At 57.6% G+C, this 21,802-nt stretch carries 19 protein-coding genes and 3 pseudogenes; 10 read left to right on the top strand and 12 right to left on the bottom strand.

Translation table 11 applies throughout. The annotated features are described in order from the left end of the window. The 3 genes from E3W21_RS26775 to E3W21_RS26785 form a co-directional block, all read left to right on the top strand. Nucleotides 1-565: MBL fold metallo-hydrolase (locus E3W21_RS26775; RefSeq protein WP_218570179.1), on the top strand; the 565-nt coding region annotated here is incomplete at its 5' end. Nucleotides 566-596: 31 nt separating this feature from the next. Next, complete coding sequence (locus tag E3W21_RS26780; RefSeq protein ID WP_134422568.1) at nucleotides 597-1,484, top strand: S9 family peptidase; 888 nt, start codon at nucleotides 597-599, stop codon at nucleotides 1,482-1,484. A gap of 375 nt (nucleotides 1,485-1,859) precedes the next feature. Beyond that, nucleotides 1,860-2,327 carry a hypothetical protein gene (locus E3W21_RS26785; RefSeq protein WP_134422570.1) on the top strand — a complete coding sequence of 156 codons (468 nt, stop codon included), beginning with the start codon at nucleotides 1,860-1,862 and terminating at the stop codon, nucleotides 2,325-2,327. A 117-nt stretch (nucleotides 2,328-2,444) separates the two neighbouring features. On the opposite strand, the gene E3W21_RS32165 is transcribed toward E3W21_RS26785, so the two are convergent. Together E3W21_RS32165 and E3W21_RS26795 are read right to left on the bottom strand one after the other, a co-directional pair. Beyond that, nucleotides 2,445-2,807: a CPCC family cysteine-rich protein gene (locus E3W21_RS32165; RefSeq protein ID WP_134422572.1), complete on the bottom strand. Its 363-nt coding sequence runs from the start codon at nucleotides 2,805-2,807 to the stop codon at nucleotides 2,445-2,447. A gap of 207 nt (nucleotides 2,808-3,014) precedes the next feature. After that, nucleotides 3,015-3,443 (bottom strand): Rrf2 family transcriptional regulator, encoded by a 429-nt coding sequence (locus E3W21_RS26795; RefSeq protein ID WP_129436805.1) that lies wholly within the window; start codon nucleotides 3,441-3,443, stop codon nucleotides 3,015-3,017. 141 nt (nucleotides 3,444-3,584) lie between these two features. Here E3W21_RS26795 and E3W21_RS26800 point away from each other — a divergent pair, with 141 nt between their 5' ends. After that, on the top strand, nucleotides 3,585-4,472 hold the full coding sequence (locus tag E3W21_RS26800; protein ID WP_134422574.1) for an NAD(P)/FAD-dependent oxidoreductase: 888 nt from the start codon (nucleotides 3,585-3,587) through the stop codon (nucleotides 4,470-4,472). Nucleotides 4,473-4,756: 284 nt separating this feature from the next. On the opposite strand, the gene E3W21_RS26805 is transcribed toward E3W21_RS26800, so the two are convergent. From E3W21_RS26805 to E3W21_RS26825, 4 genes and pseudogenes are all read right to left on the bottom strand, one after another. Further along, entirely contained in the window at nucleotides 4,757-5,359 is a 603-nt protein-coding gene (locus E3W21_RS26805) for a LysR substrate-binding domain-containing protein (RefSeq protein ID WP_256661664.1), read from the bottom strand. A 149-nt stretch (nucleotides 5,360-5,508) separates the two neighbouring features. Beyond that, complete coding sequence (yiaY, locus tag E3W21_RS26810; protein WP_134422578.1) at nucleotides 5,509-6,657, bottom strand: L-threonine dehydrogenase; 1,149 nt, start codon at nucleotides 6,655-6,657, stop codon at nucleotides 5,509-5,511. A gap of 317 nt (nucleotides 6,658-6,974) precedes the next feature. Then, nucleotides 6,975-7,721, bottom strand: coding sequence for a tetratricopeptide repeat protein (locus E3W21_RS26815; protein WP_134422580.1), 747 nt, complete (start codon nucleotides 7,719-7,721; stop codon nucleotides 6,975-6,977). A gap of 156 nt (nucleotides 7,722-7,877) precedes the next feature. Then, nucleotides 7,878-8,434, bottom strand: a pseudogene (locus E3W21_RS26825) (AraC family transcriptional regulator). A gap of 198 nt (nucleotides 8,435-8,632) precedes the next feature. Here E3W21_RS26825 and E3W21_RS26830 point away from each other — a divergent pair. Both E3W21_RS26830 and E3W21_RS26835 read left to right on the top strand, forming a co-directional pair. Continuing rightward, a pseudogene (locus E3W21_RS26830) lies at nucleotides 8,633-9,586 on the top strand (diiron oxygenase). An 80-nt stretch (nucleotides 9,587-9,666) separates the two neighbouring features. Then, on the top strand, nucleotides 9,667-10,089 hold the full coding sequence (locus tag E3W21_RS26835) for an MAPEG family protein (RefSeq protein WP_134422582.1): 423 nt from the start codon (nucleotides 9,667-9,669) through the stop codon (nucleotides 10,087-10,089). Between the two features lie 207 nt (nucleotides 10,090-10,296). On the opposite strand, the gene E3W21_RS26840 is transcribed toward E3W21_RS26835, so the two are convergent. Further along, the gene (locus tag E3W21_RS26840; RefSeq protein WP_134422584.1) at nucleotides 10,297-13,194 is read right to left on the bottom strand and encodes an EAL domain-containing protein; all 2,898 of its coding nucleotides are present in this window, start codon (nucleotides 13,192-13,194) and stop codon (nucleotides 10,297-10,299) included. A 221-nt stretch (nucleotides 13,195-13,415) separates the two neighbouring features. Here E3W21_RS26840 and E3W21_RS26845 point away from each other — a divergent pair, with 221 nt between their 5' ends. Then, complete coding sequence (locus E3W21_RS26845) at nucleotides 13,416-13,916, top strand: GNAT family N-acetyltransferase (protein WP_134422586.1); 501 nt, start codon at nucleotides 13,416-13,418, stop codon at nucleotides 13,914-13,916. 131 nt (nucleotides 13,917-14,047) lie between these two features. On the opposite strand, the gene E3W21_RS26850 is transcribed toward E3W21_RS26845, so the two are convergent. Next, nucleotides 14,048-14,389, bottom strand: a complete 342-nt coding sequence (locus E3W21_RS26850) for a hypothetical protein (RefSeq protein WP_134422588.1) — start codon at nucleotides 14,387-14,389, stop codon at nucleotides 14,048-14,050. A gap of 207 nt (nucleotides 14,390-14,596) precedes the next feature. Between E3W21_RS26850 and E3W21_RS26855 the strand changes: the two genes are divergently transcribed. From E3W21_RS26855 to E3W21_RS26865, 3 genes are all read left to right on the top strand, one after another. Then, nucleotides 14,597-14,839: a hypothetical protein gene (locus E3W21_RS26855; protein WP_129436872.1), complete on the top strand. Its 243-nt coding sequence runs from the start codon at nucleotides 14,597-14,599 to the stop codon at nucleotides 14,837-14,839. A 113-nt stretch (nucleotides 14,840-14,952) separates the two neighbouring features. Next, the gene (locus E3W21_RS26860) at nucleotides 14,953-15,582 is read left to right on the top strand and encodes a LysE family translocator (protein WP_129436873.1); all 630 of its coding nucleotides are present in this window, start codon (nucleotides 14,953-14,955) and stop codon (nucleotides 15,580-15,582) included. Nucleotides 15,583-15,689: 107 nt separating this feature from the next. After that, the gene (locus tag E3W21_RS26865; protein WP_134422590.1) at nucleotides 15,690-16,226 is read left to right on the top strand and encodes an AAA family ATPase; all 537 of its coding nucleotides are present in this window, start codon (nucleotides 15,690-15,692) and stop codon (nucleotides 16,224-16,226) included. A 304-nt stretch (nucleotides 16,227-16,530) separates the two neighbouring features. On the opposite strand, the pseudogene E3W21_RS26870 reads toward E3W21_RS26865, so the two are convergent. The 4 genes and pseudogenes from E3W21_RS26870 to E3W21_RS26890 all read right to left on the bottom strand — a co-directional run. Further along, nucleotides 16,531-16,755, bottom strand: a pseudogene (locus tag E3W21_RS26870) (TetR/AcrR family transcriptional regulator); the annotation flags it as partial. A gap of 704 nt (nucleotides 16,756-17,459) precedes the next feature. Beyond that, entirely contained in the window at nucleotides 17,460-18,155 is a 696-nt protein-coding gene (locus tag E3W21_RS26880; protein WP_305955713.1) for a tRNA (adenine(22)-N(1))-methyltransferase TrmK, read from the bottom strand. A gap of 972 nt (nucleotides 18,156-19,127) precedes the next feature. Then, the gene (locus E3W21_RS26885; protein ID WP_256661665.1) at nucleotides 19,128-19,685 is read right to left on the bottom strand and encodes a glycosyltransferase family 39 protein; all 558 of its coding nucleotides are present in this window, start codon (nucleotides 19,683-19,685) and stop codon (nucleotides 19,128-19,130) included. Between the two features lie 424 nt (nucleotides 19,686-20,109). Next, nucleotides 20,110-21,802, bottom strand: a 1,693-nt coding sequence (locus E3W21_RS26890) for a calcium-binding protein (RefSeq protein ID WP_134422708.1), incomplete at its 5' end; no start/stop codon positions are given.

The raw sequence follows: 21,802 nt of genomic DNA on the forward strand, positions 1-21,802 counted from the left end.
ACTCATGCATCAGCAGGCCACTGTCGGACGCGAAAAGGTATATGACAAGGACTTTCCCGGGCTCATTGGAAAGACCGATGTTATTGCTCAACCGATACCTGCTGAAGGCTTCACGCTTGAGGGCAATACCATCCAGGCCATAGACGTCGGTCATACAGATACTGACGACACCACGGTGCTGTATGTACCGTCCATGGGACTGGTGGTGGCCGGCGACGTTGCCTACAACGGTGTACACCAATATCTCCTCGAAGGCGGCAACGGGGGGCTCCAAGCTTGGGTCAAGGCGATCGACCAAGTAGAAGCTTTGAAACCGCGCATCGTTATTGCTGGGCACAAACAGAAAAATCGTGCCGATGATCCAGTCATTCTGGAGCAGACCCGCCAATACCTGTTGGATGCCATAGAACTACTCGCCGAGAAGCCGACCCCACGCGAGTTCTTCGACAAGATGATCGAACTCCACCCCGACCGCATCAATCAAGGACCGCTCTGGTACAGCGCTATCGGACTGCTCGGAACGCCGACTGCATCTTCGGGCGACGCCCCCCAGCCCAAGAATTAAACCTTTATCCGTCTAGCTGAGGATCGCCCCCATGCCTACTTTATTGACCCGTATAGTACTTCTCGCAAGCCTGGCTACAGTCCCATATTTCGCGTCTGCGGCTGAAGAAAAAGTCACCTTCTCCGTTGAGGGAATGAACGTCGTCGGCACTCTGAACCTGCCCGACGGCGTTAAGAAGCCCCCAGTAATTCTGTTGCTTCACAGTTTCGGGGGCAGTAGGGATGAGCTCATCATTCCGGCCGTCAATGAAGGTATCTTTGCCCGGGCCGCACGTCTTTGGGCCGAACAAGGCATTGCCAGCCTCCGTATCGATTACCGTTTTGATGGCGACAGCGATGGTGCCAAGACCGACGGCACACTCGATACGGATGTTGAGGATGGGCTGGCTGCGCTCGACTTTCTGGCCAAGTCCGGGCGCGTCGATGCCAGCCGCATGGCGCTTGTTGGATGGAGCATGGGCGGAGCAGTGGGTGCTGCTGTAGCAGGACGGACCCCGCATAAACTCGACGCGGTCGCACTCTGGAACCCCGCAACCAATATGGGAGCCGCGTTCCCGCTGCTGTGGGGCGCCGAGAAGATCAAGGAAGCGTTGCACAGCGGTGACACCCCCGTCGCACTGGCATTACCTGCTGGTGGCGAGGTCAAGCTTAAATCCGCGTTCTTCGTCAGCTTGATGACCCTCGATGCCGCCGCCGAGATCACCCGTTACAAGGGTCCACTGCTCGTCGCGGTCGGCACTAACGACGACATCGTTTCTCCGCAGCCAACCCTCGGGAAAAGCTTTATCAGCTATCACCCTGGAAGACATGAGTTGCTTGTCCGGCCCATGGATCACTTCTTCAACATGAAAAAAGACGAGAAGCAGATCGACGAGCTGATCTCGACGACAGCTACCTTCGTCAAGAAACACATTCACTGATCCCGGTATCCCCGACTCTTTCAAGTTGCTTGAAACGAGTCCGTTGCCGTTGACTAATGACTGGCAAGGGGCTTAGTCGCTAAAGCCGCATGACGTGACCGTGTTAGGCGAATGTGTGAGCGTCAACACGAAGACCACGCAACGGCACCTGGACTCAGACGTTGACCAGAAAAGAACCGTTCCATGTCTCAGTCGAATCAACAAAAACGGCCGTTTTCTGCCCTTCATGACTGACTGCTTTAGGGTCGGTTGCAGCCCTACATGACAGATAGCAATCGGCCAAAAGCGGACGGTTCCCGAAAAACCTCATTGAAAGCATTTTGCTACTATCGGGCGCTCTTGCCCATTAGCGCGACGTAAACCTTAGGTTCTTCCATGTTCGACAGAAGCGACTTTGATCAACTCTCCAGTGAGCAACTGACTTTCTGGACAGCGCACAATGATTGTCCCGGTCTCTATTACGTCACCTATCCAGCAATCGCCTTTCGATGCTCTGCCTCTCAGGAGATCATCAGGATAACCCGCGCCCCCAAACGGCAAGGCGAAAACGGATTAAACTTCTGGCTTCACGCGGAATGGATGGATTGGCGGCCTGGATGCGAAAGTTATTTCCCAGGCTACGTTTCTGACGCTCAGTTTGAGGAAATCTCGGAAGCTGTTTTCAATCAGATGGTTGCGCATCAGGCGTTTGAATTGATCGCTCCGCTCAAACAACCGCTGCATGAGTCGACCGGTTTCGTCGGAGCGTTATTGATGTACTCGATGAAGACGGAGTTCATCGTTTCGCTGTTCGCGGAGTATGAAGACGAGTACATCCATTTCTATTGGGACACGACTTCATGAGCGGCAGCTAAGGGTCGACTACGGCCTTTCAAGTCAGGCAGCAACCGGCCAATAACGGACATTCGGATTAAACCCGCTTCCCGCCAAAAGCGGAACGTTCTGTTGGATCTCGTAAATTCAGACCTTAACGTTGGTCGTTCCAGTCACTGCCCAATAGGCTTCTGACTCCCAGCGAACGGCGATGGTGTGCCAATGCTTGACGGTCTTAAGTACGTTCGCTGCCTCAAGATCATTAGCGTCTAGCGGTCGCCATCCGAGTCCTCGTTGAAATCCCCCCGCAAGCCGAATATTTATTGGGTATTTGTTTAAGAGACTCATCTGAGCGTCAGCGAGGGAAATCGAATTTGCGCCTCCCTCTGACGTTGGATTGGCTAACTGGACGGCGTCGTCTTCCCAGCCACAAAGGGGGCAGATATCGTACGAGCCGTACTCACCTTCCAAGGTGACGAAACCGCAGCAAGGGCATGGTAGATCACGCATACGACATCACCTGATTTAATGGTCTACCGGTGTCGGTCAAGTGCCGCTTTACTCGGGTCGGAGATTGTAAGAGCTACTTACCGCCGGTCAAGGTCCGCTTTGGGTCGATTGCGGTCCTTCGGGACAGGCAGCTATCGGCCAAAAGCAGGCATCCGCATATGCGGTTCGGCTAGGTGCTTCTAAATCGCGGCTCTGTAGATCACGGTTTTACAGACTTTGATAGCGCCGTTCGAAATCACTGGCCAGCTGTTCAAGCGTGACGCTCCCCAAGCGATCTATAAGCAATGCCTGCGCCGCATCAAACGCTTCGGTTAGCGCAGCATTCACCGCTTGTTCGACCAGGCATTCTGGATGATCAGTCGACAACCCAATGGCGAAAAGCGAGGACGAGCCCAAGGCCTGATGGATGTTCAACAGAGTCATCTCCGCTAGCGGTTTCGCCAGCGTCCACCCTCCACGGTGACCCTTTTCTGAGCGCACGTAACCCTCTTCCTTGAGCAGCGCCATGGTCCGCCGGACCACTACGGGGTTGGTACCGAGCATCTGCGCGATGGTATCGGACGTGGCAGGTTTTTCATGGCGAGCCATGTGGATCAGCACGTGCAGCATGCGGGACAAGCGAGTGTCATTTCTCATGAATGGCGGATTCCTGAATTACTGGCACTGAGTATCGCTCGATACAGCATAAGTTACGAGACTGTTGACACCTCAACATCATGTAACTTAAGTTGTATCTAGAGTTCTTCGAGCAGGTCGAAGAACCAGGGAGACTGATCCATGGTTTATGACGTGATCATCGTTGGCGGCAGCTATTCCGGCATTTCCGCAGGTTTGCAACTGGCACGGGCGCGCCGGAAGGTGTTGGTAATCGATGCAGGTCAACGCCGTAACCGGTTTGCTCACAGCTCACATGGATTTCTTGGGCAGGACGGTCGTAATCCCGGCACGATTGTCAGCGAGGCACGTGTTCAGTTGCTGGCATATCCCACAGTAGAATGGCTTTCGCAACCCGCCATCCAGGCAAGGGCGGACGTTGGTGGATATGTGATAACAGCCGCGAACGGGGAGCAATTCGCAGCGTGGCATTTGATCCTGGCCACAGGGGTGGTGGATGAGTTGCCTGAGGTTCCCGGGCTGTCGGAGCGCTGGGGGCAGCGAGTGTTTCATTGTCCGTATTGCCACGGATATGAGTTGGACGGCGAGCCGATTGGAGTATTGGCGGCGTCACCAATGGCCATCCACCAAGCGCTGATGTTGCCCGACTGGGGCCCCACAACCCTATTCCTCAACGAGATACTCGAGCCTGATGCCGACCAGGTGGCGAAGCTGGCCAGGCGTGGGGTGGCGGTGGAGCGCGAACCCGTGCTGTCGGTTGTAGGAGAACAAGCCGATGTGACCATCGCCAGCGGTCGTGTGATCAAACTTGCAGGGTTGTTCACTCAGCCTCGAACACGCATGGGCAGCCCACTGGCAGCGCAACTGGGGTGCGAGTTTGAAGCCGGACCGACGGGTGAGTTCATCAAGGTCGATGCGATGCGCCAAACAAGTGTACGCGGCGTATTTGCCTGCGGGGATGCGGCAATAGCCGCCGGTAATGTGGCAATCGCAGTCGGTGATGGCGCACGCACGGGCGGCGCGGCACACCAATCACTGATCTTTCGCTGAATACGAGTAGTAAGCGGACTCAGCGATGAGATCGTGACCGCTTTTGGTCGATAGCGGTGCCGTGCCGTACCCAGCGGCATCAATCGGCCCAGAGTGTGTAAAAACGCTTCGCCAAAATTGAGGTGTGCGCGTCTACGTTAAATCTGAAATTTATCGGCACCTCAGCAGATGTGGATTTTGCGTAGAAGCGCGATTTCCAGTCCGGTTTTGAGTACCTGTCGCGCTGAAAAACGTTTTTACACAGCCTCGGCCAAAAGCGGTCGCTCGCTACTGATTCCGACGCGTTAACGCTCAAAGCCATGGCCGATCAATCCCACCAACACCTCCACTGCCTCACTCAACTCCCCCGGGGCCAACATCAGCCGTAATTCATTCACGGGTAGCTCAGGAAACCCGTCAGCCACAGTCAGCACGCGCATGCCTTGACGCACGTGGGCACGGTCGACGATGCCAATGGCCAATCCGGCCTCAATGGCGGTTTCCAATGCGGTGACCCCGGCGCTCATGATGACCGCCCGCCAGCGACGACCTTGCTGGGTCAGCGCGTCAACAGCCACGCTTCGATACGGGCAACCCTTGCCGTGCAATGCAAGGGGGACCGGTTTGGTGAGGTCCTGTATGTAGTCGTGGGCGGTAACCCAGACGGGTTGGGTGATGCCGAAGGTCTTTATGCAGCGCATCTGCGGCGCAGCAACATCAACCGGCGCCCCTAACAGTGCCATATCCAGCTGCCCACGCTGAAGGCGGGTGTTCAAGCGGCCACTGGCACCGGTTTCTACCTCCAGTTCTATGTAAGGAAAATCCGCCGTCACGTGCGGCAGCGTACAACCCAGTACCGCGCCGGCGTACTCCTCGGAAATGCCCAGCCTGACTCGACCACTGGCCACCGGCGCGGTAAAGCTAGCAAGCAGCCGGTCGTGGAGCTACTCAGGGCTTACCGGGGTTCAAAGTCGAGTAACCCGTGAAGAACCAAAAAAAGCCCCGCACTTCAACCGAAGGCGGGGCTTTTGATCTGGCTGGCGTCACTTCACATCGGTTACATCGCGGTATGGAAAATCTGCTCGATCTCGTCCTGATTGGCAGGACGCGGATTAGTAAAGCCGCAGGCATCCTTCATGGCATTGGTTGCCAGGATCGGGATATCGTCGGCCTTGGCGCCCAGTTCGGCGAGGCCGCTCGGGATACCGACATCCGAAGACAGTTTACGTATGGCGGTGATGGCCGCGGCGGCGCCTTTTTCCGCATCCAGATGCTGGGTGTCGACACCCATTGCGTTGGCGAGGTCTTTAAACCGGGCCGGGCATACGCTGGCGTTGAAGCTGGCGACATGGGGCAGCAGGATCGCATTACAGACGCCGTGGGGCAGGTCGTAGAACCCACCCAGTTGGTGCGCCATGGCGTGGACATAGCCCAGCGAAGCATTGTTGAAGGCCATGCCGGCAAGAAATTGCGCGTAGGCCATATTTTCCCGGGCGGTCATGTCGTCACCCTGGGCAACGGCAGTGCGCAGGTTGGCCGAGATCAATTCCACGGCCTTGAGTGCACAGGCATCGGTGATCGGCGTTGCCGCAGTCGACACGTAGGCTTCGATAGCGTGGGTCAGCGCGTCCATGCCGGTGGCGGCGGTCAGGCCTTTGGGCATGCCTGCCATCAGCGAAGGATCGTTGACCGACAACAGTGGGGTGACGTTACGGTCGACGATGGCCATTTTCACGTGCCGGACTTCGTCGGTAATGATGCAGAAACGGGTCATTTCACTCGCCGTTCCGGCGGTGGTATTGATCGCGATCAACGGCATCTGTGGCTTGGCGGATTGATCCACGCCTTCGTAATCACTGATGTGCCCGCCGTTGGCGGCGCACAGGGCAATGCCCTTGGCGCAGTCATGGGGTGAACCGCCGCCCAAGGAAATAATGAAATCACAGTCGCTACGGCCAAGCAGTTCGAGGCCTTTCTCGACATTGCTGACCGTCGGATTCGGTTTGGCGCCATCAAACAGAGTGGAGTTGATGTCCTGCTGGGCCAGAAGGCTGGCTACCTTGGCGGCCACGCCGGCTTTGGCCAAGCCTGCATCAGTGACGATCAAGGCTTTACGGAAACCATATTTGCGGATTGCGAGCATCGCTTCGTCGAGACTGCCAATGCCCATCATGTTCACGGATGGAATGAAGAAGGTGCTGCTCATGATAAATCCTCTTTTATTCTGGAAACCCGGAAATCAGGTGAGGTCTTCTACTCATATCGCAGGCTGTGAGGCGGGTCTGAGTGTCATCATTGACGAAGTTCAGCGGGAGACGTGCTGCATCAAGTGTTCAGGCGAACAGTGTTTTAAGATGCAGAGGTGGATGGGCCATCGCAGCCGGTATCTTTTGATCATGGGATTGAGCCTAAACCTATGACGCCAGACTGGAATGGTCCTTTAGCTTTCATTGCCACCTCCTTTAGTACTGGGAGGTCATGCGCCCCGACAAGTCCGGCGCGAGACGAAGGACACTCAGAAACTCAACCGTGCACCAGGTAGGCTCCTGACGGAACCCGATATCGCAGCTTCTTGCAGCTGCCGGGTGCGGGCTGATGCCCGGGCGGGCGATCAGGAAACCAGATTCGGCATTTACCCGGAGGCGGCCAATGACCGCGGGGAATCTCAACCTCATCGTACGCGGGCTCTGGCTCGACGGAAGCCACTGGCAACTCTCCTTCGGGCCGTGGCCCGCCAGCCGTCGGCGAATCCGATACCCTCTCTGCCATTGCGCTAGCGAAGTTGCCAGCGTTGGATTGTTCAGCAGCGGCCATTTCTGCTTCGCGGCGCCTTTTGGCCTCCTCTTCGAGCCCCTTCTGTTCTGCGACCGGGTCCTCTTTGGCGTTGGGTGAGGTACTCGAAGCCTTGGCCTGCTGCGCCGCCTGGATCAATTGGAAGTTGCGGTTGCGCAACTCGACGTTGCGACCCACCCGCATGTTCGAGCGCGCCGCCAACGTTTCAGCCTGCTGGTACTGCCCCTGCTGAAGACGCAACACACCGAGGTAATGCAGCGTCGCGGGATTGTTCGGCTGGATATGCAGGGCACGCTCCAGCGTGGCAGCGGCTTGGTCCAACTGGCCATTTTCATACTGCCGCGAGGCGGTTTCGATTAGCGTGGTTGATGCGCTGTTACTTTGCGAGGGCGCTCTTCGCTCGGCAGCAACCGAGCAAAGCGACGCGACGGCGCAGAACGCCAGGATGAGACCCGGCAGAAAACTCTTGGTTGGCATCAGGGGGCGGACTCGGCTGATCTAGGACGGCACTGCCGTAAAACAGGCCACCAGCGCTGCTCGGCATCGCCGATACAGGGCCCCTGTTGACCTGACCAGTACCCTGAAGTTCCCGCTGCAACGGCCACTGCGGACGGCGTGGAATCCGCAGCCTTCTCATGCTGACTGTCTGCGCCAGGTGCCGGGTGATGTGCCGAACTGGCGTTTGAATGCTCGACTGAACGCAGCTTCGGATTCGTAGCCAACTGCAAAGCCAATTTGCGCCACATTACCGCGACCTTCACGCAGGTGTTGAGCCGCCACGTGCATACGCCAGAGCGTCAGGTATTGCATTGGTGGCTGTCCGACCAATGTCGTGAATCGCTCCGCAAATACCGAACGCGACATGCCCACTTCAAGCGCCAGGGCTTCTGCCGTCCAGCCCTCGGTTGGACGAGCATGGAGCAGCGCCAGTGCGCGCCCGAATTGCGAGGAAGCAGAATCAGTTCGCCTGCCCGTACGTCGAGGGTGGCGCCATCGTCGATTCGCAATTGCATATGCCCCGCCGCGACAAAATGCGACGCAATGATATGTCGAGGTGCCGCCAGGAACGGTTTGCAATCGTCTGCAGAGATTCTTCCGTTGATGCACCAGGGCGCAGTGAACTCAGCCTCAAGGAAGACCCCTCCAGACAGCCGAATCACACGCAAGACATCAGAAAGCGCATCCAACAATTGCCAGCCCTCCTTTCCGGAGTCCGGAGCATGTAATCAGGCGCACTGGTCATTCGCCGCCTGAACTGCGAGGCCTAGATTAGCACCAACGTGGACTCAGTGATCGAGACGATCCCCAGGCGCTTCACCAATGGTCATTGGCTCCGACGTTAACCGTAATTGCCCCTTCCAACTCGACCAGGGAAGCAGGAGATCAATATGAACACCGTCGCCAACATACCCAGCTCAGATTCGGGCAACGCCGCCCGTTATGCTCAAATCGTCAGATCATCGAAGAAAGCGGAATGGCAGATCGATCGCGATTTGCTACAAGACCGCAACTTCGACTTCTCGCGCAAATTCTTGCCCGACGGACTATCGCGGATCGACCGCCTGACCTTTCTCACCGCGGACGAGGCGCGCCTGCTTAGCCAGATTCAGGGCTGAACCTATGCGTATATCTTTGGCCTGGTCGAGCGTTTTATCAGTGCCAAAATGCTCGATCAAGGTCGGGCGCATGTATTTGACGATCAGCTCGTACTCGAAGCGCTGGTGCGCTTTTCCAACGACGAGATCAAGCATCAGGAGCTGTTCCGGCGCATTGAGGCGATGATGGGTACTCAATTGCCAGCGGGATATCGTCAAGTTGCCGATCCAAACGATATGGCGCGCGCGGTACTTGCGGCCAGCACCTGGTCGGTACTGGCGCTGACCTGTCATATCGAGCTGTTTGTTCAGACGCACTACGTGCAAAGCATCGCCCCGCGCGAGGAGGTGTGCCCACTCTTCAAGGATGTCTTCAAATTTCACTGGCAGGATGAAAGCCGGCACGTCGTACTCGATGAACTGGAGTGGAAGGCGGAGCACGCGAAACTCTCGCCAGCCGAGCGCGACCAGGCAGTGAACGATCTGATTGCGCTGGTGGCGGCCGTCGACGCAATCCTGCAGGCACAATCGGCATCCGATGCCGACTACTTTATTCGCAATGTTTCACGATCGTTCAGTGTCGATGAGACAGCGCAAATCAAAGCCTCCGTGCTGAGCGCCTACCGCTGGCAATACATTATCTCGGGCGTGCAGCATCCACACTTTGGTCGGCTGCTGACGCACATGACAACTCCAGCACAGATGTCCAGGATTCAGACCGCACTGGCACCCATCATGAGCAATTGATCGACAGGGGCGACCGACCGCGCGTCGGTCGCGCGACGGTGGGATGACGTGCTGAAAATGATTGATTGAGGATGGCAGCCATGACGATTCCGATGTGGATGCTGCTTGGATTTGCGACCTGGACTTTACTGCTGTTGATGGCAACCGTCGGGGTGTATCGCTGGGTCAGAATCCTGTTCTCGAATGTTCCGATTGCCTCTTTCCGAAGCGATCAGCTCGAAGGCGAGGATTGGTATCGGCGCGGGACAAGAGCACACGCGAACTGTGTGGAAAATCTGCCTGTCTTTGGCGTCATCGTTTTCGTGATTTCAGCCCTTGGTGTCGACGGCCCTGCAGTGAGCTACTTGTCCATAATCGTCCTGATCGCTCGCGTGTGCCAGTCTCTGGTTCACGTATCCCATGTGCAAACCGATATCTTCGTGGCGGTTCGATTTACCTTCTTTTGCGTGCAGTTGGTCTGTTTTCTCGCACTCATTGTTATAGCCACTTGTTACGGCGCATGAATACAAACGGAACCGATGAGGTACAAGCAGTACTCGCTCGTGAAGGTTAGGAAACCGCGATAAGGGCTTGTTCGGCCATACACCACTCCATTTAAGACTTGATACAAAGAGCTTTGGAGAAATAGAGACGAGTCTTCCAAGACCTTCCGTCCTACGGAGGGCGCGGTCACTCGGCGAACCGGCATTGCCTGAATACCTCAACAAACCCTAACGCCCCATCAGCGAACTCGCCAACAACGCCTCCAACCCCATCGGCTTGGCAAAATAATAACCCTGGGCCTGCCCTGTGCCCATTTCGCGCAGCAAGACCAGCGTCGCTTCATCCTCGACACCTTCGGCCACCACACTCAGGTCCAGCGATTCGGCCATACGCACAATCGCCCGGACGATCGCGCGACTGCGAGCGCTGGTGGTCAGTTCGAGGATGAACGACTTGTCGATCTTCAAGCCGCTGAAACGGTATTGATGCACATAGCTCAGGGATGAAAACCCTGCACCGAAGTCATCGAGCACCACCGACATGCCGTTGTCGGCCAATTGCTGCATAGTCAGTCGGGCAATCGCCGGCTCCGCCACCAGCGCACCTTCGGTCAACTCCAGGCAGATCCGCGACGGCGAAACCCCATGCCGCGCCAACAGCGCAAGCACATCACTGGCGAAGTCGGGACGCGTCATGCTGTAGCTGGAGCAATTGACGTGCACCGCAGGCCAGTTGGCGTGCTCGGGCTGTGCGAGGATCAGTGCAATGCTGTTGAGCATGTACAGGTCCAGTCGACCGATCAGACGCAGCCCCTCGACATCCGGCAAAAACTCGCCCGGCGCGATCACCCGGCCGCCCGGCTGATGCCATCGGATCAGCGCTTCAAGGGCCAACAGTTCTCCGCTTTCGACGCTGACAATCGGTTGGAAATATGGCAGCAATTCGTCGGTACGCTTGAGCGCGTTGCGCAAGGCCCCTTCCCGCTCAACCTGGTCCGAGACTTCACGACGCACTTCCTGATTGAACACCGCGTAGCTGTCGCGCCCGGCGCTCTTGACCCGGTACATCGCCGCGTCGGCGTCGCGCAGCAAGTCGGCTGGCTCCTGATGGAACTGACTGTCGGCGCTGACGATCCCGATGCTGCAGGACGAAAAAACCTCATAGCCATTGATTAAAAACGGCAGGTCAAACGCCACCAGAATCCGTTCAGCGATGTCGATCACCACGTCCAGCGGCGCCTCGGGAGCGAGCACGGAAAACTCATCGCCCCCCAGGCGCGCCAGCATGTCGGTATCGCGCAGACAACCGCGCAAACGGTGGGCGGCCTGCATCAACAGCAGGTCGCCAAAATGGTGGCCGAGGCTGTCGTTGACCAGTTTGAAACGGTCGAGATCGATGAACATCACCGCCAGGGGTCCGCCTTCGCTGCCGAACTGCGACCAGGCCAGATTGAGGCGCTGTTGCAGGTAGGTACGATTCGGTAGCCCGGTCAGCGCATCGTGGGAGTTTTCGTGTTGCAACTTGGCATTGGCGTGATCGAGCTCGCGGGTGCGGTTCTGCACCCGGGCTTCCAGCTTGAGATTGGCGGCATGGATCGCTTCGGCGGCCGTGCGTCGCGACAACGCGGTGTCGATGTGCCGCGACACGAACGTCAGCAGCTCCTGGTCACGCAGGGTATAGCGCACCTGCGAGGTATAGCTCTGCACCGCAAGCACGCCACGCACCACATCGCCATCGAACAAGGGGATGCCCAGCCAGGAATAGGATCTGAAATACACATCGGCAACTTCGATTTCACCGTGCGCAGTCAATCGGTCAGCTTCGTCGGCGTCAATCAGGCAAGGTCGGCGCTGACGGATCACGTACTCGGTCAAGCCCCGGCTCCCACGCCGTGCCACCGGGCAGGTCGTCTGCCGCTCATCAACGTAATACGGAAAGGTCACTTCACGGGTCGCGTCGTCGAACAGCGCAATGTAGAAATTCCGAGCGAACAGCAGATCACCGACGATGCCATGCAAGGTTTGAAACAACTCAGCCATGTCGCCAGGCTGGCTGGACAGCTCAGTGATCTGGAACAGCGCGCTCTGCAGATGTTCGGCGCGCTCTCGCTCTGCCACCTCCTGCCTCAACGCGTCGTTGAGTGCCGACAGCTCCAGGGTGCGACGCATCACTGTCGCCTCCAGATCCTCTCGGTGCAGAATCCGGTCCAGCGCCATGGCCACGTGGCGGGCTACCACCAGAAACAGCGCGCGGTCCTCGGCGCTGTAGGTACGAGAAACGTCGTAGACCTGCATCGCGAGCATGCCAAACACGTCATCCGAGGCATTTTTCAACGGTGCGCCCATCCAGAACTCGGGACGATCACCCACGCAGTAAAAACGCTCCTCGGCCTGAGCCGCGAGAATGCCGGCGGCGTCGATCAGCAACGGCTGGCCAGTGGTCAATACCTGGCCAGTCAACGACAGGTGCGAAAGGTCAAGGTATTCGTAGTGCGAGGACTCCACGGCATCAACATCAATGATGTCGACGTAATACGGGTAGTCAATCTTGCCGCTGTGCGGATCATACAACGCGAGATAGAAGTTCTCGGCGTCGATCAGGCTAGCCAGCAGCTGGTGAACCCCCACCAGAAACACTGACCGGTCGCGGGTCGAGCTGGCCAGGTAGGTAATTTCATACAGCACACGTTGAGTAATCTGCGCACGGGCAAGGGTATTCGTCTGCACCTGAATGCCCAGGCGCTGCGCAAACTCGGCGAGCGCCGGTTCCGCGGCAGCGTCAACTGGCGCGAGTAGCCAACCCAGCACACTTTCACCTTTACCGGTCGGCCAGCTGTGCAAGTGCCGGGTCAGGCAAAAGGTGTCGAACTCTTCATTCGCAACACTTGACGGCCACTGCGCCAATGGGTCGCCCTGCCCGACCAAATGCATTTGTTCACCAGAACGGTAAACCACCCACGCGGTGGTGTGCGCCCAGTTGCGCGCTGAGTCCAGCAGTTGATCGATCGTGTTCTCGTTGCCAGCGTAAGCCATGCAGACAGTGTCCGAATTCTCTTCAAGCCGAGATGCGACAACGTCGCAATCGCTCGATTGCCGCAGGAAGTCGGTCAATGGACGAAAACTCATCAGCGCTCCCTGAGCCAGAAACTGGCAATACTGACTTACTGGTTGCTCGCAATGCGCCAGTGAGCTTCACGTTTATAGAGTTTTTATTCAATCGGTTTTTTCGAATTGTGAGTTGCTTCCTCATCAGGTCATCCTGTAAGAGCGCCAACTCAGCTAACGACTGACAAGTCGTGCCTGCGCACAATTATCCAAGTAGTTCCACCAGGAAAAGGAGCGTCCTTATGGAACCCGTCACAATTCGTACCCTGCAAAGCACTGATGCCGAGGCGTTGCTGACTTTTGAAGTGGACAATCGCGAGTGGTTCGAGCGCCACATTGACGCGCGTGGTGCTGCTTTTTACTCGGTGCAGGGTGTCACCGAGCACATTGCTGCCTATTTAGCTGATCATGCCGCCGGCATCTGGCACCCATTTGTCATCGAAGACGCTGGCGGACAAATAGTGGGCAGAGCGAACCTGAAAGACATCGACACGTCCGCGCGGTCGGCAGAAGTGGGCTATCGGATTGCTCAAAGTGCTTGCGGGCAAGGACTGGCAACGCTGGCGGTGAAGCATCTGATTCAGCAGGCGCAGTTGCGTTGGAACCTTAAACAGCTGGTTGCCAACGTGTACGCTGAAAATATCGGCTCGGCAAAAGTCCTCAAGCGCTGTGGCTTCCTGATCGAACATGTATCCCGGCAAGCAGGGACTGACCAGGAGTATCGGCTTGGCCTTTCAATTTAGATGATTGAAAGATGGGTCGATACGAGTCACGCAGACAAAAAAAGCCCCGCTACCGAATGCGGTGCGGGGCAAAAAACTGGTCGGTTGCGGCCAACCAAAGGAGCTCTGTAGAAAGCGTTTACGGGCCGGGGTCAGATGCATTCCTGTGCGGCGCGCTCAAAACTTGAAGGCAACAAGTTCGAGGCCAGCAAGTGCCGCTCGTAGATGAACACCTTGCCGCCGTTCCCGACCTTGTAGGCTTCCAGCACGTTATCCGCCGAGACTTTGCTCGCTACCACGATCCGGTAGCTGCGCTGGGTCTGCGAGACGGTCGGGTTCAACGCGTTGCCCTGCAATTTCGGTACGACGCACTCAGCGTATTGGGCCGGGGTCTTACTGGTCAGCAAGGTCAGGGTCGGGTCGTTCGGCGCGGAGGCACAACCGGCGAGCAACAAAGCGCCAAACGCCAGGGCAGGCACAAATAAAAGACGCATCGGTCTCATCCTGAAAATAAAAGGTTCGTTCATCACATCACCCGAATTTTCGTGAGTGGCGTGTCGTTGGAGGGGATTTTCCGGCTATTGCCATCAAAGTAGAACTTGCGTTTCATGATGGTCACTATTACCTCTAGCAATAGTTGTGCGCCGCGCAGACGGATACACACTCAATCACCACCGAAAAAGATGGATGAGGATCGCTCCTTGAGAACTTTTGACTTGATCCGCAACGCCGTTCTGCCCGATTTTCGTGACCGGGTGGCCGAGTACCTGGTCCAGTACGAAACCGTATTGTTGGGCGAACACGCGCCCGACCCAGAGCTTGCGCGGGCCACCGCCAATCAGTTGCGCGGTTATTTGCGTGGGTTGAATACCACGCGGGTGCTGGGCATGGCGGATTGGGAAGAACTGGATCGGCGGGTAGTGAATACGTGGCTTTCGTCCTGACCGACTCTTCCCCTCCACACACCTGACTGTAGCTATCAAATCCATCCCCACTGTATCTGCTTCAACCCAACGACTACGGATAGCCTTGTCTCTCATCCAGGGAAATCTGCGCTATGCCAGACGCCACCAACCTTTACCTGTTCACTGTCGCCGCCCTGCTGTTGCTGATCGTGCCTGGCCCGAACATGGCCATCGTCACCAGCCATGCCGTTGCCCATGGCTGGCGTGCCGGTTTCGCCGCAGCATTGGGAATCACCCTGGCCGACGTGCTGATGACCGCCATGGTTAGCGCGGGGCTCGGTGCGTTGGTGATGAGTTGGACGCCGGCATTTGATTTGCTGCGGTGGGCCGGGGCTTGTTATCTGATGTGGCTGGCGTGGAAGGCATTGAGTACTCCGCCGGCGGATGCTGACGCTCAACCTGCATTGGCATCGCTGCGCAAAATCTTTATCCGGGCGACCCTCAACAGCCTGCTGAATCCCAAGGCACTGTTGTTCTTCATGGTATTCCTGCCGCAATTCGTCACATTGGGAGCCAGCAGTGTCACCCTGCAACTGACGGTATTGGGTGTGTTGCTTGCGCTGATCGCCTTGATCTTTCATTCCCTGCTCAGCGTCTGTGCCGGGCAGCTGCATGGGCGCCTGTGCGCAGGCATAATCTCCAGGCGCTTGGGTGCTTATTGCTTCGCTGTCGTCATGACGACGCTGGCGGCGCGTTTGTTGGTGCTGAACCGGACAGGCTAAAGCAGCCGCATCGATATCGCTCAATAGCTGTCGCTCGTGGAGGTCACCTTTCACTGCCCCTCCAAAACCTGCACAATTGCCGGCTTTTTTCGCGACAGGAAGTCCCCATGCAACGGATTGTCATTCTGGGCAATGCCGGTAGCGGCAAATCTACCCTCGCCCGCGCCCTCGGCAAGCGCCTGAGCCTGCCCGTGGTTCACCTGGACACGCTGTTCTGGGAGCCCGGCTGGGTCGAACCCGACGCTGAACAGTTCCGCACGCGGGTCCGCGAAGCGATCGCACCGGATGCCTGGATTTGTGAAGGCAATTATGCGCGGCGAACCTTCGACCTTCGCCTGCCCCGTACCGACCTGATCATCTGGCTCGATACTTCGCGGCTCACCTGTTTCACCCGGGTGATCATGCGCAGCGTCATGAACCGCCCTCGCCCTGACCTTGCAGCAGGCTGTACAGAGAAACTCGACCGGGCGTTCCTGACCTTTCTGAACTTCGTGTGGAATTTCGATCGAGGCTATCGCCCAGGAATCGAGGCAGTGCGCCTGGCCATCGGCTCGCACATTCCTGTGGTGCACTTGCGCAGTACCCGGCAGATTGCCGCCTTTCTCGATAACTTGGCCGCAACGCCTGGAATCTGTTTTGAATAGGGGGAGGGTCACGGTCCCGGCAGTCGATCCACGCAAGCCCAGCAAGGTTTATGAGAGAAAACCCTCGGCGACGAACGACTGGCTGTTACCGGCCCAGGCCGTGTAAAAACGCATTCGTCACTTTGAAGTCAGCGTTACTACGTGAAATCTGGCGTCGACCGTTTGGTAAGTAGACCTGAAATTTGCGTAGGGACGCGATTTTTGGGCTGTTTTCGTCTACCTCCGCAGATCGAAAACGTTTTTACACAGCCTCGGCCAAAAGGAGCCATTCACAACGGCCTGAAGAAACGTGAGCTATTCGGTGTTATGGAGGAGAAGACCGCGAGTTCGTCTGCAAAGTGTCGCGCTTTCGTCGCGCTTGTTCTTCCTCCGTCAGTGCCTGACGAACGAGCGCCCGAGCCGCCCAGGCGGCAGTGTCGAGTGATTTTTCGATGCTCGCGCGACTGATATCGCGCACGGCGATCAAAGCCTCGGTGCCCATGACGATGGACAGGGCCTGCTTCAGTCGTTTGCGCGACCGAGGTGATATCTGCTTCGGATCGATTGCTGCCCTTCGCAACCGGTTGCTATCGGCCAGAAGGGACATCGAGACAGCCAACCTCAAAGGGAGCCGAACACTGAGGCCGTTGGCTATTCTAGCCGTTCAGGCTCCTGTCCAGGCCGCCGGCAACCCTTGGCCGACCTTGGCCAGTCTGGCAGGCAAGCAGCCAGGGCCGTTGCTTGCCCATGACGACCGATACTGGCATGACGGCCGTTGGCACGATCGTAGAGACGATTGGCGTATAGATAAGTGGCGTAGAGAGCAAGCCCGCCGAGAAGCTGAACGCCATCGTGATTGGGAGCACCAACAAGATCGGGCCATGCGGCACCGCTACGAGGACGATCACCGCTACTATCGTCGCTAGTGCGAAGCCACGGGATCAATCCACCTGCAACACTCCTTCTGCTTACACAGAATTTAGTTGCGTTGCATCGACCGGTTGAATCCACAATCAAAAGCTGTCATTCAGCTGTGTCTGCGAATTTGAGGACGATTCAAATGGGCCCTCGCTTCGGCTTGGGCTTTGTACGAAAAGTGCCTACGCCTCGATCATGCTGCGTTGAAAACAGGCTCGTGCACGAGTCCGATCGGAATACTCATTTACAACCAGTAAAGTCGGGCGCGACCCCGGCCGTTCCTCGCCTGTTTTCGGCTTGCCTGATCGCCGCTCGGCGATTTTTTCGTACAAGTGCTCAAGCCAGCAACTCGGTGATCCACCGGGCCTGCCGGGCGATGTCTTGCACCTTCTCCTCGGGCACGGCCTGCCGCGCACGGGCGAAGTGGGTCAGGGTCTTCTGCTTCTCGCGCAGCATGCGCTGCCACTTGATCAGGAACGCCGGGCTGCGTGCCTGCATCTGCAGCGGGCCGAAGTAAAGTTCCTCGGCGGTGTACTTCACCGGCCCGACGCGCTCGGCGACGATGATTTCGTAGTCGAAGCGATTTTCCCGCAGCAGCTCCTCGCAGAGGATGCAGTAGCCATTTTCCATCAGCCATTGGCGCAGTGGCTGCTCGCCGCCGTTGGGCTGCAGAATCAGGCGCTCCTGGCCGCTCAGGCGCGCCTTGCCGCTGTCGAGGATGTCGCGGATCGTCTCGCCGCCCATGCCGCAGATGCTGATCGCCGTGATCCCGTCTCCCGGCTCGATTGCCGCCAGACCATTGGCCAGGCGCACGGTGATCCGCTGGTCCAGGCCGTTCTCGCGCACGGTGCGTTCGGCCGAGCGGAACGGCGTCAATGCCACCTCGCCGGCCACCGCCGCCGCGATGGCGCCACGACGCATCAACGCCACCGGCAGGTAGCCGTGATCCGAGCCGATATCGGCCAGGCGCGCACCTGCTGGCACATGCGCCGCCACGCGCTCCAGGCGCATGGACAATGTCTGTTCGTTCAACCGCAGTTCCTTTTTCAGTGTCCGCATCAGGTCGATATCAGCAGGTCGCGAATGGCTCAAGCACCTGTGGTATTGCCGTACCCACATTGAGAGAAATCCCCCATAAATGGGCTGTATTACCCGCATCCTGTTTCAACTTTTTTGATGGAGAACTGGCCACAGAATCAGGCAGCCCCGCTGGCGGGGAATTATAAGCTGTTAAATTTTTTGGCACAGAGAATGCTGTGAGTTCACTAGCGCATCAATTGAGAGTTTGAAGCTGTTACCACTGGAAAAACAGTTTTTCTGGGGCACTCCCTATACAGGCAACCGTTGCCTTGAAAAACACCTGCGCCGCAGATCAGGCGCGCATTGCTAGCCCTTCTGAGGAGTCACTTTCATGCGCATCGAGCCGCTAATCCTCACGCTGGTACTCATTCTCTTCATTTTTGCGATAGGGGCAGCCTGGAGTCTTATCAGCTTGTTCAGCAGTTAAGAGTCAGTGGGAAGCATTCATCATGTTTGGGTTACGGGTGGTGCAAGGTGATCTTGTTCGCAGGCAGTGCTATTGAGTTGCGCGACAGTCATTCGCTAATAATCCATCGAAGACCGCATTTGGCCAATTTGGATCGCTGCCTGCTGCTCTAGATCCGTAAGCGTCCGGCAAACACGTCTAGGCAAAGCAAAACTGGCCGCAAGCGTACTTTGTGTCTGGCGAGACTGGTGCATGGATGGACAGGCGGGGGACAGAAACGACAAGCCCCGCAATTTGCAGGGCCTGTCTGGGCACAAGATCACGCCGGGCCAACATCCAGTCATGCAGAGCTTCAATGACGCAGTTTCAAGGCTTGATCTGGCCCTGATTGGCGCACAAAGAGCCCAGCCCGAGCAGCAGGGCCGAACGCTTGGGTTTCAGGTACGACTCGATCCGCGTGAGGGAGCACTGCAAGCATCCAACCCCAACTGTCACACAGAAAAGCTCGGGCCAGACGATCACGGCTGATCAACGCAAAAGACCAATATCGGTGCGGTCACCCACAACAGGCAGACCGGCCCCTTGGTCAACAAGGCACAGCCGAGCAGCCCGTAACTGAGCCAGACCCAGCTGCGACCGCCTTGCGCGAACAGAAAGCGCCATGCACAAAACAGCGCCAGCAGACACAGGCCGGTCAAAGGCATTTCAATTTCTGCCCGGCGGGCAAACAGGCTGAACCCGGCATTCGCCGCCAGGAACACCACAGCCAGCAGCGCCACTTGTCGCCCGGCGAATGCACATGCCTGGCGATACAAGGTCAGACAACACAGCGTCGCAAACAGCGCCGAAGGCAGGCGCACGCTCCATTCGGAGAGGCTGCCCAGCAGTGACGTGCTGACCAGGGCCAGCCAATAGAACAGCGGCGGTTTGGACAAGTACAGCTCGCCGTTCATGTACGGCAACAGCCATTGGCCAGCCTCGTGCATTTCCCGTGTCGTAACGGCGCGCCGGGCTTCATTGACGCTCAGGAATGGCAAACTCCCCAGTCCCCAGTAAAACAACAACAGGAGCAACACCGCCACGCCCTGGGTTGGCCAGTCCAGCGCGCGGCCGCGCGGTTTGCATCGGCAGGAATGCCTCGCCTTCTTTACTCATACACGCCTTACTCCTTCCCCAAGATGCACGAGAATGCGTGAGTCTGCCCAACGGGTCAGCTCATCGTATTTTCGTGAACTAATAACAACGTATTGCGCCTTCACGTAAGTTCCCGCAAGTTTCCAACGGAACACGAAGTGTAGCCAAGGCTGTAGAAAAGTTAGCGTGCGCTAATCACACTTTTCAGCCCGGGAATATCAATTTTCCTTGTTCTATCCGGCTATGGCTGAGCGCGATGCTGGCAATCGAAGTAAAAAACAGCCGGTTTTTTTAAAGAAAAAAAGGGAGGGCATCCATGCCCTCCCCTCGTCTTTTCACGCGTCTGCGACAGTACTGATCAGGACCTCAAGTGGCGAGAATGAAGTCTGCGGCAGTGACGGTTGTTGCATCGGCCACACCGACCAGGCGGATGGAGTCAGCTATTCCTGCGGAGCTGATCAAGGTATCCGCACCGACATCGGTGATGATGACGCTGCCGGCAAAGGTCGCAGCAGTGACGCCGAACGCGGAAATATCGAGCAGGTCCTGGCCGCCCACTGCGTTAGCATCGAAGCCGATGATCTGATCGGTCCCGAAGCCCGCTGCGAACATGAAGATATCGTTGCCACTGCTGGCAACCATTATGTCGTTGCCAGCACCGCCAGTGACCGTATCGTCGCCGGCACCGCCATCGATAAAGTCATTGCCGCTACCACCCAACAATGTGTCGTTACCGTCACCACCGAGCAGCGTGTCGTTGCCTGTTCCACCATTCAAGACATCCGCCCCATCACCGCCGTCGAGGCTGTCATCGCCAGTGCCGCCGTTGAGGGTATCCGTACCAATGCCACCGAACAGTTGGTCGTTACCGGCGTCGCCATTCAGTGTGTCGTTGCCGCCGTTGCCGGTGAGGATGTCGTTGCCGCCGCCACCATTGAGGGTGTCATTACCCACCCCGCCGGTGATGACGTTATTCAACCCGTTACCGTTGCCGACGAAGTTGCCGACTCCGGTGTAGGTCAGATTCTCGACATCAGTGCCCAGCGTGTAGCTGGCCAGCGAAGTCTGCACGGTGTCCGTACCGCCACCCGCCACCTCGACCACCACGTCCAAGGCTGCATCGACGACGTAGGTATCGTTGCCGGCTCCCCCCAACATCCGGTCAGCACCTGCACCGCCATTGAGGAAGTCGTTACCCACCCCGCCGGTGATGGTGTTGGCCAGTGCATTACCGGTACCGGTGAAGTTACCGGCTCCCGTATAGGTCAGGTTCTCGACGTTGGCACCGAGCAGGTAGTTCGTCAGGCTGGTTTGCACCAGATCGGTACCACCACCCAGCGCCTCGGTGACAACGTCACCGACGTTGTCGACCACAAACGTGTCGTTGCCGGCACCGCCGTTCATGGCATCTGCGCCGAGCCCACCATTGAGGGTGTCGTTGCCGTCCTCGCCATTGAGGACGTCGTTGTCGTCTCCGCCGTTGAGGATGTCGTTGCCAGTGCCGCCAAACAACTGGTCCATACCGGCGAGGCCATTCAACGTATCGTTCCCGCCCAGGCCAAACAGCACATCGTTACCTGCGGTGCCGGTGAGGGTGTTCGCCAAAGCATTGCCCTGCAGTACCACGCCCTGTACCACAACCGCCGCCGTCGCCGCAGAGGTCACCGACTCCAGCGTGCCGAAGCCATCGATGTAGCGCACGATCACTCGCAGTTGCAGATTGACCTGCGCCGCACCAGGGGTGAAGGTCGCAGCAGTCGCGCCGTTGATGTCGGTGAAGGAAGTGCCGACACCTTGCTGCCATTGGAAGCTGAATGTGCCCAGCCCATCCAGATCGGCAATCCCACCCGTCAGCGCGGTCAGCACCTGCCCTTGATCCGGTGTGGTATCGCTGATCAGCAACGCGCCTGTCGGTGCATCGTTGACGTTGGCCACCGGCCCCAGGATGTTGGACGAAGCGCTTTCGGCCGCACCGAAGTCATCCACGTAGCCGATTACCACGCGCACTTCCTGGCCGACCTGAGCCTGGCCAAGCGCGAACGTGCTACCGGTAGCGCCG

The sequence above is a fragment of the Pseudomonas sp. F01002 genome (assembly GCF_004402115.1).
In the GTDB taxonomy this organism is placed as follows: domain Bacteria; phylum Pseudomonadota; class Gammaproteobacteria; order Pseudomonadales; family Pseudomonadaceae; genus Aquipseudomonas; species Aquipseudomonas frigoris.

Excerpts from the sequence above, each read along its gene's own strand:
- E3W21_RS26780 (WP_134422568.1), top strand. The coding sequence starts at position 597 with ATGCCTACTTTATTGACCCGTATAGTACTTCTCGCAAGCCTGGCTACA.
- E3W21_RS26785 (WP_134422570.1), top strand. The coding sequence starts at position 1,860 with ATGTTCGACAGAAGCGACTTTGATCAACTCTCCAGTGAGCAACTGACT.
- E3W21_RS32165 (WP_134422572.1), bottom strand. The coding sequence starts at position 2,807 with ATGCGTGATCTACCATGCCCTTGCTGCGGTTTCGTCACCTTGGAAGGT.
- E3W21_RS26795 (WP_129436805.1), bottom strand. The coding sequence starts at position 3,443 with ATGAGAAATGACACTCGCTTGTCCCGCATGCTGCACGTGCTGATCCAC.
- E3W21_RS26800 (WP_134422574.1), top strand. The coding sequence starts at position 3,585 with ATGGTTTATGACGTGATCATCGTTGGCGGCAGCTATTCCGGCATTTCC.
- yiaY (WP_134422578.1), bottom strand. The coding sequence starts at position 6,657 with ATGAGCAGCACCTTCTTCATTCCATCCGTGAACATGATGGGCATTGGC.
- E3W21_RS26815 (WP_134422580.1), bottom strand. The coding sequence starts at position 7,721 with ATGCCAACCAAGAGTTTTCTGCCGGGTCTCATCCTGGCGTTCTGCGCC.
- E3W21_RS26835 (WP_134422582.1), top strand. The coding sequence starts at position 9,667 with ATGACGATTCCGATGTGGATGCTGCTTGGATTTGCGACCTGGACTTTA.
- E3W21_RS26840 (WP_134422584.1), bottom strand. The coding sequence starts at position 13,194 with ATGAGTTTTCGTCCATTGACCGACTTCCTGCGGCAATCGAGCGATTGC.
- E3W21_RS26845 (WP_134422586.1), top strand. The coding sequence starts at position 13,416 with ATGGAACCCGTCACAATTCGTACCCTGCAAAGCACTGATGCCGAGGCG.
- E3W21_RS26850 (WP_134422588.1), bottom strand. The coding sequence starts at position 14,389 with ATGCGTCTTTTATTTGTGCCTGCCCTGGCGTTTGGCGCTTTGTTGCTC.
- E3W21_RS26860 (WP_129436873.1), top strand. The coding sequence starts at position 14,953 with ATGCCAGACGCCACCAACCTTTACCTGTTCACTGTCGCCGCCCTGCTG.
- E3W21_RS26865 (WP_134422590.1), top strand. The coding sequence starts at position 15,690 with ATGCAACGGATTGTCATTCTGGGCAATGCCGGTAGCGGCAAATCTACC.